The organism is Paenibacillus sp. KACC 21273, assembly GCF_028736095.1.
In the GTDB taxonomy this organism is placed as follows: Bacteria; Bacillota; Bacilli; order Paenibacillales; family Paenibacillaceae; genus Saccharibacillus; species Saccharibacillus kyungheensis.
In genome coordinates this window covers 2,805,948-2,818,267 of sequence record NZ_CP117876.1, presented here as the reverse complement: position 1 = coordinate 2,818,267, position 12,320 = coordinate 2,805,948, and the positions used below count along the sequence as shown (strand labels likewise).

General features: G+C 32.9%; 12 protein-coding genes. 10 read left to right on the top strand and 2 right to left on the bottom strand.

Going from position 1 to position 12,320, the window contains the following annotated elements; genetic code table 11:
• The first annotated feature begins 118 nt into the window (after positions 1–118).
• From PQ460_RS12610 to PQ460_RS12600, 3 genes are all read left to right on the top strand, one after another.
• On the top strand, positions 119–391 hold the full coding sequence (locus tag PQ460_RS12610) for a hypothetical protein (protein ID WP_274169990.1): 273 nt from the start codon (positions 119–121) through the stop codon (positions 389–391).
• A gap of 1,100 nt (positions 392–1,491) precedes the next feature.
• The gene (locus tag PQ460_RS12605) at positions 1,492–2,064 is read left to right on the top strand and encodes a TetR/AcrR family transcriptional regulator (protein WP_274169989.1); all 573 of its coding nucleotides are present in this window, start codon (positions 1,492–1,494) and stop codon (positions 2,062–2,064) included.
• Between the two features lie 83 nt (positions 2,065–2,147).
• Positions 2,148–3,116, top strand: coding sequence for a zinc-binding dehydrogenase (locus PQ460_RS12600; RefSeq protein ID WP_337993915.1), 969 nt, complete (start codon positions 2,148–2,150; stop codon positions 3,114–3,116).
• Between the two features lie 65 nt (positions 3,117–3,181).
• On the opposite strand, the gene PQ460_RS12595 is transcribed toward PQ460_RS12600, so the two are convergent.
• Positions 3,182–3,850 carry an ArsR/SmtB family transcription factor gene (locus PQ460_RS12595; protein WP_274169988.1) on the bottom strand — a complete coding sequence of 223 codons (669 nt, stop codon included), beginning with the start codon at positions 3,848–3,850 and terminating at the stop codon, positions 3,182–3,184.
• Between the two features lie 501 nt (positions 3,851–4,351).
• Between PQ460_RS12595 and PQ460_RS12590 the strand changes: the two genes are divergently transcribed.
• From PQ460_RS12590 to PQ460_RS12565, 6 genes are all read left to right on the top strand, one after another.
• A complete protein-coding gene (locus tag PQ460_RS12590) occupies positions 4,352–5,122 on the top strand; it encodes an SDR family NAD(P)-dependent oxidoreductase (RefSeq protein WP_274169987.1) in 771 nt (256 codons plus the stop codon).
• Between the two features lie 273 nt (positions 5,123–5,395).
• Positions 5,396–6,499 (top strand): flavin monoamine oxidase family protein, encoded by a 1,104-nt coding sequence (locus tag PQ460_RS12585; protein WP_274169986.1) that lies wholly within the window; start codon positions 5,396–5,398, stop codon positions 6,497–6,499.
• A 48-nt stretch (positions 6,500–6,547) separates the two neighbouring features.
• Entirely contained in the window at positions 6,548–7,486 is a 939-nt protein-coding gene (gene trxB, locus PQ460_RS12580; protein WP_274169985.1) for a thioredoxin-disulfide reductase, read from the top strand.
• Complete coding sequence (locus PQ460_RS12575; protein ID WP_274169984.1) at positions 7,483–7,851, top strand: rhodanese-like domain-containing protein; 369 nt, start codon at positions 7,483–7,485, stop codon at positions 7,849–7,851. Before trxB ends, PQ460_RS12575 begins: the two co-directional genes overlap by 4 nt.
• A gap of 58 nt (positions 7,852–7,909) precedes the next feature.
• On the top strand, positions 7,910–8,254 hold the full coding sequence (locus tag PQ460_RS12570) for a thioredoxin family protein (protein WP_274169983.1): 345 nt from the start codon (positions 7,910–7,912) through the stop codon (positions 8,252–8,254).
• An 86-nt stretch (positions 8,255–8,340) separates the two neighbouring features.
• Complete coding sequence (locus PQ460_RS12565; protein WP_274169982.1) at positions 8,341–9,006, top strand: carboxymuconolactone decarboxylase family protein; 666 nt, start codon at positions 8,341–8,343, stop codon at positions 9,004–9,006.
• A gap of 211 nt (positions 9,007–9,217) precedes the next feature.
• Here PQ460_RS12565 and PQ460_RS12560 read toward each other — a convergent pair whose 3' ends face one another.
• Positions 9,218–10,495 (bottom strand): MFS transporter, encoded by a 1,278-nt coding sequence (locus PQ460_RS12560; RefSeq protein ID WP_274169981.1) that lies wholly within the window; start codon positions 10,493–10,495, stop codon positions 9,218–9,220.
• A 295-nt stretch (positions 10,496–10,790) separates the two neighbouring features.
• Here PQ460_RS12560 and PQ460_RS12555 point away from each other — a divergent pair, with 295 nt between their 5' ends.
• Entirely contained in the window at positions 10,791–11,663 is an 873-nt protein-coding gene (locus PQ460_RS12555) for a LysR family transcriptional regulator (protein ID WP_274169980.1), read from the top strand.
• Positions 11,664–12,320: the final 657 nt, after the last annotated feature.

Below are 12,320 nucleotides of genomic sequence, written 5' to 3'. Positions count from 1 at the left end.
TGTTTTGAACTCACAAGAGGTCTTTTCATATCATGAACATAATTATTGAATATCAAGCTTCACCAAAGTCTAACGAGCATTACCCAAATCATACGGTGCTAACTATGTTGGATTAGATGTGGAGCAGGATGGAATAATAGTAATGTCCATTGAGAGGTTCAAAATTGAGCGTGGAGAGCGTAATATCTCTTTAGGTACTTTACAAAAATTTCTAGTATTACAAATTAAGCCTTCACAGTTATTTGAAAACTATGATAAGAAACAAACTAAGGAATTGGCAGACATGTTAAATCTCGTTCAATTTTTATTAGAATCTAGGTCTAATAAAGAGATCGCGGTCATCGAAAAAATGATCAGTAATTTGCTAGAATCAATAGACGAATTAAAATAAAGAATAAATATTCAAATATAATAATTGTACTAACGCATACAATTAAATAAATCCTATGTAGTGATTATAAAAGTAAATTGCATAGAGTTTATTTAATTAAGATATTAAAAGTATAAAATAGCGGCGCTAAGAGAATTAAGGTTGGTAATTATTAAATAATAAAAGTTATCTAAATGTATAATATATGAGTAATAATTATGGATATAAAATATAACTAAATTCAAATCTTGTATACATAATCACAAAACTCGTATTTCTTTTAGTCATGATAAAATCATTTTTAGACTTATTACATATAAACATAATTATAATGTGTCACATCATGTTTTATTTGAAATAATAAAATAAATTTTAATAAATAGGTATCTTAAAAATGGTTAAAGTATTAAGTGTTGATTTTACCTGATATACCAGATAGTGTATGGAAAGCTATAGTGATTAATTAAAAAAATAATATAATAAATCTCAGGTGTTTACGATACTAAGATAAAGAATACAACTTACAGTTACAATGTAAGTTGACTTGATATGGATGCAGTCTAAAGTATCCATACAAAAAAAGACGAGGGACTTACGTTATGTCCGAAAGGAATTTTGGGGACGTACTTCTTTATTGGTCTAGTCGATTGGTAACCTCAACATTGGATGGGTATAGTTGCTAAATCCGAATCCATGGCATGACATATAGCTGACCTATAAAGAAAATATTCAAATTTTTAGAAATACTTAAACCGTTTAAATAGAGGATTTGGTATCTTTAAAAAGCATGATTGTTTTCTCTTGATCAGCAGTATTAGAAACTCGTGATTGTAGAAAAGAACCATTATTATATGCGCTCTGGTAAAGCAATCATTTTAACTTACTATCATAATATAGATTCCTTTTAATGATATGCCATAAATAGTTAATAAAGTGTGAATATTTAAAATTGAAGCTATTTTAGAAAGGTATTCTAAGTTACTCATTTTCTTATAGAAATACCTTTTAAACTAATTTAGTTTTCCGTATTTATTTTAAAAGGGCAGAATGAGAGCCAATATAAACTATTAAGTAGGAGTTACTTGACGGTATTATTATAAAATGATAAATTTTGTTCTATGATGACTAAAAAAAATACACTACAAGATATTATGGATATTGGACTTTCTCTAATACAAGAACGTGGTTATAATGGTTTTAGTTATGCGGATATCTCTGAAGCTATAGGTATTAGAAAAGCCAGTATTCACTATCATTTTGCTACTAAAAATGATCTAGCTCAAGCAATTCTTAATCGATATCAAAAAGATTTTAGTGAGAATCTGAACGCTATTAATACAAAGTTTCAAAAACCTTTGGAGAAAATCAAGGCTTATTTTGCATTATATCGAGCAACTTTGGAAAGTAACAGTAAACTATGTTTGTGTTCTATGATGGCGGCAGAAATTCATTCGTTTCCGTCTGAAATTCGGCAACAGATTAATTCTTTTTTTGAAAATAACGCAAATTGGCTTGATCCTATATTAGAGGAAGGAAAAAATAATGGAGAGTTCAGATTTTCCAATCGTACAAATGATCAGGCTAAAATATTAGTTGCTTTTGTACAGGGTGCACAGCTGTTGGCAAAATCTACAGGCGAGATTGATTATTATGATTTGCTTGTCCGTAACTATATAAAGGATTTAAAACAGTAAAGTATACATTTAATTAAAAATCGTTTTTCAATATTAAACTATCTATTAATAGGTAGTTTTATTCTTTTGATGGAGGTTCTTATATGATGAATATGATGAGAGCAATGCAAGTTGGTAATAAAGGAGAGCCCCTGACATTAGTAGAACTACCTATACCTAGACCGAATAAAAATCAAGTTCTTGTTCGTATCGAAGCTTGTGGTGTATGTAATGGAGACTCAACGACTATAAAGGGAGCAGCTCCGCATTATCCGCGGATTCCAGGTCATGAAGTTATTGGTGTAATTGAAGAGATAGGATCTGAATCGGATCGCTGGAAACCTGGACAACGTGTAGGTACAGGTTGGCATGCTGAAAATAATCATGTGAACGGATTAACTGTAGATGGAGGATATGCAGAATATATGATCATTGCTGAAGATCATCTTGTTCAGATTCCAGATGAATTATCATCTGAGGAAGCAGCGCCTCTTATGTGCGCAGGTGAAACGACATTTAGTGCATTGCGAAATAGCATAGCACGTTCTGGTGATCTTGTGGCTGTTGTAGGTATCGGTGGGTTAGGGCATTTAGCTCTACAATATGCCAAAAAGTCTGGGTATGAGACGGTGGCTATTTCTAGAGGTAATCATAAAAAAGAACTTGCACAAAAATTGGGAGCACATCACTACATTGATTCAGAACAAAGCGATCCAGCAAAAGAATTGAAAAAATTGGGAGGTGCAAAAGTAATTTTGGCTACGGCTCCAAACCCTGCTTTAATTTCATCTATGATTCATGGTTTAACTAAAAAAGGAGAATTAATTGTAGTAGCAGGTTCTGGAAAACCATTAGATTTATCTACAATGGACTTTTTAAGAGGGTCATATACTATCAAAGGCTCATTTACAGGTTATGCAGAAGAAATTAAAAATGCGATACGTTTTAGTGTACTTACAGAAGTACGACCACAAATCGAAGTATTTCCTTTAGAAAGAGCTCAAGAAGCTTATCATAAAATGATAACAGCACAAACTCAATTTCGTGCTGTTTTAAAAATGCCTTCCCAATAATAGCAATAAAGAAGCCATACGATATACAATATCGTATGGCTTCTTTATTGTATAGATTGAAAACATTAGTGCATAAGAGCGTAATCTTGCCATTCAATAATACCTTCATCCATTCGATAAGCTGTATAGCCTTCTACTTGAAGTTTTTGTGCAGCTAAAGCAGAATAGGCGCAAACAGGACCACGACAATACGCTACAATTTCTGCATCCTTTGGTAGTTGGCGCATAGATTCGTCCAATTCTTCAATAGGAATAGAAATAGCACCAGGAATATGTTCTTCTTCATATTCATTTTTTGGACGTAGATCAATAAGTATCATTGAAGATGTATTTCGTTTATTTATAACTTCTGTTAACGATAACGTTTTGACATCATCAAGATTGTTTAAAAAATCTTCTTTTAGTTTGCTAATATCAGGTAATTGCTTTTCACTGATACGCCATAAAGAAGAAAGGAAATGGATAACATCTGGATCAGCTAAAGAATAAATAGCATATGTTCCTTTTTTATTGAATTTTACTAGTTTAGCATCTAATAAAATTTGAAGATGTCTAGAAACATTAGCAATATTCATTTCTGTGGTAAGGGCAATATTTTCTACAGTTTTTGCACCATTCGCTAGTACATTCAATATTTCTAATCGTTTGTCACTAGATAAGCATTTGCCAATACGTGCTAATTGTTTATATAAATCATCTTTCAACGTTTTAGCAGAATCAAAATTATCTTCCAATGCAATCAACTCCTATTTTTTATACCAATAAAAGAATATTAAAATCTTTATTGATATAATTTCATTAAATATACTAGTTAAAGATTAATATACAGTATATCACTTTCTATATTTTATTCAATTGAATAATAGAATATTAAATAAAAATAGAAAATAATGTTGACGACTTTTAAAAAGTATGTCAATATTCAATTATTCAATTGAATATTGAATAAAAAATATAAATAAAGGAGACTATTAAAAAAAGATGTATACTTTAGAAGATAAGGCTTCAGATCAACATTGATCATTCAAATTGAAATCAGTAATCAATAAAGTATCCAAAATGTTCTCAGATTCCTTTTATTTACAAACCATCAGCTAATAGATCAAAAAGTTGTACTCATGTAAATTTTAAATACTTTGTATTCATAAAGTATATTAAAATAGAATCTAGTAAATATTTAACTGAAAAATATCTACCTACTAGTAGGTATAATTAAAAATGAGGAGATATTAACAATGACATTTGAAAACAAAACAGTAATCGTAACCGGTGGAGGAACAGGAATTGGTAAAGCAACAGCCCAACGCTTTTTTGATGAAGGTGCTAATGTAGTCATCAATGGTCGTAGAGAAGATGTATTGCAACAAACAGCACATGAAATTGACCCAACTGGTCAAAAAGTACGAATTGCTGTAGGTGATATTAGTTTACAAGAAACAGCAAAAAAATTAGTAGATGTTGCTTTAGAAGCTTTCGGCGGTATTGATATTTTAGTCAATAATACAGGTAAATTTAATCCAACTCCATTTTTAGAGCATACTGCTGATGATTTAGATTCTTATTTGAATACTATTGTGAAAGGAACCTTTTTCCCATCACAGGCTGTCATTCCTGAAATGAAAAAAAGAGGTGGTGGTGCAATCATCAATACAGGTTCTATGTGGGCTACTCAAGCTGTTGAAGCTACTCCATCTTCTGCTTATTCTGCTGCTATGGCTGGTCGTCATGCGTTAACTCGTAATATGGCCATCGAATTTGCAGCTGATGGTATTCGTGTTAATGCTGTGGCTCCAGCAGTTGTAGAAACTCCAATTTACAATACATTCCTCAGTGATGAAGAAGTAGCTGAAGTATTACCTGGATTCAATGCTTTTCATCCATTGGGTCGTAATGGTGCACCAAAAGATATTGCAGATGCTATTCTCTTCCTTGCAAGTGACTCAGCATCTTGGATCACAGGTATCATTATGCCTCTTGATGGTGGCGTAACAGCTCGTTTAAGATAACAGCTTTATAGCATAGAAGAGCCAACTTATCATAGTTGACTCTTCTATATTTTAAATAAAAAATTATTTTAAAGTACATTAGGTATCAACTATTGAATATTCGAACTTTTTTGAGTACCCATAAATCATGAAATACGTATCCGTATGATTTAATTATAAATTTATCTAAAAATTTAGATTCTTCTTTTATTCTAGTGCAATCAATCGTTTATCGTTCATATATACAATAAGATATAAAGCTACCAAAAGCGTTTAATGACAGGGAGAATAACGATGACATTTACAATAACTAAAGAAAAGCCGGTAGTGATCATAGGTGCAGGGGTAAGCGGATTACACACTGCTGCACTACTTTCAGCTCAACATATTCCTTGTCAGATATTAGAAGCAAGAGATCGCATTGGCGGAAGAGTATTCAGTAAACAGGTATCAGATCATCCAGAGTTAGGTACATTTGATGTAGGACCTACATGGTTTTGGCCTCGTTCAGAACCTTATATTACAAAGCTAGCTAAAGATCTTGAACTAGAGACTTTTCCACAATTTAATAGCGGAGATATGGTATTTGAACAAGTCAAAAACCAACAGCCTCAGCGACATACATTGAAGGGAAATTCAATGGAGTTATCGATGCGATTTGCAGGAGGAGTAGAGGCTTTAACAAATGCACTAGCAGCTCAACTCCCGACAAATAAAATCAAACTTCAACATCGGGTAACTGCTATATCTCAACAAAAAGACCATTTTGTGATTACTATTGAAGGTAAAGAAGATCAGATATATGCAGGGGCTGTTGTTATTGCTTTGCCGCCTAGAGTTGCTGCCCGTCGAATCACCTTTTCTCCAGAGTTATCACCAGATGTGACAGATAGCTTAATGTCTAAACCCACCTGGATGGCTGGACAGGCAAAAGTAGTAGCTGTATATGAGACGCCATTTTGGAGAAACCAAGGACTTTCCGGATTAGCGACAAGTTGGGTAGGACCGCTACAGGAAATTCATGATGCTTCTTCTATAAATGGAGCAGGTGCACTTTTTGGATTTTTTGGAATATCTGCACAAGAGCGATCTGATATTGGTAAAGAAAACTTACTAGAATCAGTACAACAACAATTAATCCGACTTTTCGGTCCTCTTGCAAAACATAATATTGCTTTACTTTATAAAGATTGGTCTACTGACCCTGAGACAGCTACATTAGAAGATGCTGCCCCTCTTCGGGATTATCCAATGTATGGTTCAATCCTTGCTAAACAAGATACAACATTACCTATTTTATTTACAGGTACAGAAACTGATAGTAGTTATGGCGGACATTTAGAAGGTGCTCTTCGAGCAGCTGATCAAGTAGTATCTCGTCTAATCTCTAATCAGTAACGTTATTAATATATAAATTAAGAAATATAATGTTAAGGAGTCGTAATCATGCATAATAAATCTATTATTATCGGTACAGGTCCTGCAGGACTTACAGCTGCTATTTATTTAGCTCGGGCAAACCTGAATCCTTTAGTCATTGAAGGACCGGAACCTGGCGGGCAATTAACAACAACAACAGAAATTGAAAATTATCCTGGTTTTCCAGAAGGCATACAAGGACCTGAACTCATGGATAAGCTAAAAATACAAGCAGAACGATTTGGAGCTGAATTCTATACAGGTTGGGTTAATAAAGTAGATCTATCTAAACGACCTTTTATATTAGATATAGAGGGAAAAGGAAAAATGACAACTGAGACACTTATTATTTCTACAGGTGCCAGTGCAAAATATCTTGGAATTCCCAATGAACAAGAAAATATTGGTCGTGGTGTAAGTGCATGTGCGACATGTGATGGCTTTTTTTTCAAAAATCGTGAACTGATTGTAGTTGGCGGAGGAGATACAGCAATGGAAGAAGCACAGTTTCTAACAAAGTTTGCTTCTAAAGTTACTATTGTGCATCGTCGTGATGAACTTCGGGCTTCTAAAATTATGCAAGATCGTGCACGAAGTAATCCCAAAATTGAATGGGCGTTAAATCGTAGTCCTTTAGAAGTAATGGCTGATGAACATGGTGTAACAGGGCTTAACGTATATAACTCTTCCACTGGTGAACAAGAATGGATGTCTGCACATGGTATTTTTGTAGCGATTGGTCATCGTCCGAATACAACATTTTTGGAAAATCAACTACTGTTAGATGACCATGGTTACATTGTTACCAAACCGGGTTCGACTGAAACGAGCATTCCAGGTGTATTTGCTAGTGGCGATGTTCAAGATAGTATATATCGTCAAGCCATTACAGCTGCTGGTAGTGGAGCAATGGCTGCAATGGATAGTGAAAAATTTATAGAATCTCTCCAGCGTGTACATGTATGATATGGGGGACATCTATAGCTATTTTGTTAGTACTTGGATTATGGAAATGGCGTAACTGGACTTCAATCCATTTTTTAAATTGTGTTAAACAAAATCTTTCAGAGAGTTTGGATACTTTACCATCTAACGTAAAAATATTGGATGTTCGAGATATGGCTTATTTTAATGAAGCACACATTCAAGGTTCAATCAACATTTCATTAGGAAGACTACCATTTGTTTGGCAAAAAGAGTTAATTCCAGATGATGAAGTAGTTATTTTATCAGATGGTTGTTTGCAAAGTAAGAAGGCAGCCAGAATTTTAAAACGTCGAGGTTTTAACAAATTATATATTTTTAACAGTCCTGTGAACAAATTGATATAAAAAATCAATCTTAGATGATTTCCTAGACTATATAAAAAATTAATAAGGAGCATATACAATGAGAAAAATTACATCAAAAGCTGACTTTGATACAGCTATTCATTCTTCGAAATTAACAGTAGCCTTTTTTAAAGCTGACTGGTGTGGGGATTGCAAATTTATTGATCCATTCATGCCCGAAGTGGAGAAAGAATTTGCATCTAACTTAACTTTGATTGAAGTGGATGTCGATCATGTAGGTACAGTCAGTGAAGAGCAGAAGATTATGGGAATTCCAAGTTTTGTTGCTTTTTCAAATGGGCTAGAAGTGAACCGTTATGTAAATAAAATGCGCAAATCACGCAGTGAAATCGAACAATTTTTGCAAGATTCGATTAATCTTGGTAATCAAGCACATTCTTAAAGCATTATAAGTTTATTTAAAAATGTATTCTATAAATATTGTTATCATCTATTTATTATTAAAACAATACAAAGGAGATTTGACCAATGAACAACAGTAGTTTGTATAAAAAATCAAATATCAATCGCTTAGGGGAATATGGAAAATTGTCCAGTGATGCATTTAAAGCCTTTATTGCTTTTGATCAAAAAGCTTTAGCCGCCGGTGTATTATCAAGTAAATTAAAAGAATTAATTGCTATTGCGGTAGCGCATGTTACAGGTTGTCCTTATTGCATTGAGATCCATGTCAATAAAGTGAAAAAAGAAATAACAAAAGAAGAAATGGCAGAAGCCATTATGGTAGCAACAGCATTAAAAGCTGGTTCTGCTATGGCTCATGGTGTTAACGCTCTAAATGCTTATGATGGAACGCTTGAAGATGATGAACTTTATAAAGCTTCTTATTTGAATCGCCTTAAAGAATATTCTACTTTAGCAAGCGCTAGCGATTCTTTTAAAGCCTTTGTTGCTTTTGATATACAAGCTATGAAAAAAGGGTTACTTTCTGTCAAAGAAAAAGAACTTATCGCTATTGCTATCGCACATGTTACAGGATGTCCGTACTGTATTGAAGCACACGTTAAAGCAGCTAAAAAAGCGGACGCAAGTAAGGAAGAAATGGCAGAAGCTATTATGGTAGCAACAGCATTGAAAGCTGGATCTGCTATGGCTCATGGAGTAAATGCTCTTAACGCATACGACGAAAATTAATATTTTAAATATTAGTATGAAACAATAATAGTTGAGAGGATAGACATTCGTCTATCCTTTTGTTGTAGAAATGACAAATACAATCAAATGAATAATTCAAAGAATTATGAATATTTTAATTTGATTCATATATAGCAGTATATGTATACATCCATAACAAAAAGCCCTTAGATTGCTCATTATAATAAGTAATCTAAGGGTGAATAATAAGTTATTTTTTTGGCTTTAGCCAAAACAGGATTGGAATAAGAAGCAAAGCAAGAAAGCCTCCAGTATAAGAAAGCGTAGCATAACTTGTACCAGCTACAATCATACCGGAAAGAGCTCCACCTGAAGCACCCGCTAAAGCAATTAATACATCTACAGATCCTTGGACTTTGGCTCGATTCGTTGGAGTTGTTGAATCTACAATTAATGCAGTTCCACTAATTAATCCAAAGTTCCAACCTATTCCTAACAAACAAAGAGCTATAATGAGCATAACCATAGAATCAGCTGGTGCTAATGCAGCTGTTATTCCTGCCAGAAGTAAGGTTATTCCTGCAACTATAGCCATTACTGTTCGACCTATTTTATCGACTAATATTCCTGTAATCAAGGAAGGAAGATACATAGCACCGATATGAAAACCGATGACTAAGCCTACTTGACCTAAACCATGGCCATGATGCTTCATATGCACAGGTGTCATGGTCATAATGGCAACCATTACGATTTGTGTCAATATCATAATAATTGCTCCTAGAGTAATCCCTTTCTTTGCTACTTCTCCTAAAGTTTCATTTGAAAAGTCAGTTAATCCTTTATTATTTTCAGCAATAGCATTTGCTACTAGTAAAGGATCTGGATTAAGAAAGATTAAAAGTATACTACCTGCTAATAGATAGGCTACAGTAGCTAAAAGGAAAGGACCTGCTAAACTAGGTATACCTATAGAAAGAGCAATATTTCCTGTAACATTGACTAAATTAGGACCTGCAACAGCACCTAAAGTAGTGAAAACCATAGCCATGCTAGCTGCTGTTGCTCTTTGTCCAGGACGTGCCAGATCAGTACCTGCGTAACGAGCTTGTAGATTTGTTGCAGTTCCTGCTCCATATACCAGCAATGAAATGAGAAGCAGTACAAGGTTATCAAAAAAAGCTGCTGCTACTACACCTAGAGCTCCTAAACCACCTGTTATAAAGCCCATTCCCAAACCTATGCGGCGGCCTAGCTTTTGTGAAAAACGCCCTACCAATAAAGCAGCAATAGCAGAACCCAATGTGAATAAAGCAGTAGGTATCCCGCTAAATCTATCAGTTCCCATCATATCTTGAGCTAATAAAGCTCCAACGGTGACTCCTGCTGCAAGACCTGCACCCCCAAAAATTTGCGAGAATATGACGGTAATTAGGGTTCGCCGATATAAGGTTTTTTGCTGTTTCGGAGAATTTAGATATGTTTGAATAATTTTATTTTTTTTCTCTATTTTACTTAAATGATTCATACCCATGTATTCCTTTCGGTTCCTAAAATCTAAAATTTCAAGTGAATAAAGCTTTTCTAGATTTATGAGAAGTTATAATATCATTGCCAAATATCGGTACTCCATTGCATGAACAAATAATGCTTAATAGTATGTGTAAATATATATCAATTTTCTATTCAAAAATGTCCTCCTAATTAAATCTTTTTTCTTGAGATAAAATGACTCTCCCTTTAGTATAAATGTAAACTTCAGATTAAAAAAATGATAATTTTTCATTGTTAAACTGAAAAAAATTCATATTAGGAGAATTTATATGTCACTGGCTAAATTTGAAATTTTTAATACAGTTGTAGAACTAGGTAGTTTAAACGAAGCTTCTTTAAAATTAGGATTAACTCCTTCAGCAGTAAGTCATGCTCTTACTAGTCTTGAAAATGAATGGGGGTTTTCTATATTAGCAAGAGGACGTTCGGGTGTTCATTTAACAAGTAACGGAGAATTAGCTCTACAATATATTCGAGAAATGTTAAAGTCTAATGAGCAAATGATGCAACAAATTGCTAATATTAATGGATTAGAAACTGGAACTATCCGTATTGGGACATTTTCAAGTGTATCTATTCAATGGCTTCCTGAAATAATGAATTCTTTTCATCAACAGCATCCTTCTATAGAAATTAAATTATTTGAAGGTAATTATAATGAGATTACTCAATGGATAGTAAGTGGAGTTGTGGATTTTGGTTTTTTATCTTTACCCACGTTGAAATCGCTTGAAGTCATCTTATTAAAAAAGGACCCAATGTTTTGTGTTCTTTCGAATAGTCACATTCTTACTCAGTATGATGAAATTGACTTTGAACATATTGAAAAAGAACAAATTATTATGCCTAGGGTAGGTTGTGATAGCGATATCCGAAGAATATTTAAAGAAAATAATAGGGTTCCAAATATCAAATTCGAATTAATCGACGATCAAGCTATCTTTTCTATGGTAAAAAATGGACTAGGGATTAGTATTCTGCCTGAACTGGCTTTATATCGTTTACCTGAGCAGATTCAGATTCGTAGCTTAAAAGGTGATTTTTTTCGATCTATCGGTATCGCTGCTGTTTCTTTTAAAAATCATTCACCAGCCACTAAAAAATTTGTGGAATATATTCAACTTTGGTTAAATCAAAGTTGAATATATAAAAATGAACCTTTCATCTAGCTTAGGGATGAAAGGTTCATTTTTTTAAAGAGTAGAGGTTGATATCCATGTCATTGACTCAAATATACATTCTAAAAGAACTACAAAATATTCTTTATCCGTTTAATTTGTAAATTCAGACATATAAATTGATTATTAATCGAATCATGAGGTGTAATATAAGATCAGTTAGTAAAATGATTAAATTGCATTAATTTTATAGCGAATATAAAAGAAAGTAATTTTTCAATTCAAAATCAATTAAATTACTAAATATTATAAAAAATATGTATTAAGCATGAATCATATCATCGAACCGAAAGTATTTAACAAATGCTGTATAATAATTATAAATAATAGTATGCATTCAAATAATAATATTAGCATAATTAGATAAATATATTCTAAGATTGATATTGATTTATTAGTATTTATACTTAAAAAGTATATACATAATCACAAAACTCGTATTTTGTACATATGTATACAGGATTGAGATGATCCTGTTTTTTTATCTATTAGTGTTGTTATTTGATATAATATTCTTCTCCTTTCATATTTGCACCACAAAATAAAAAAAGTAACAGGTTTTTTTACTAGATAAATTAATTGGAGTAAACTATTATGTTGAGTAATTTTTTCTTAGATGAT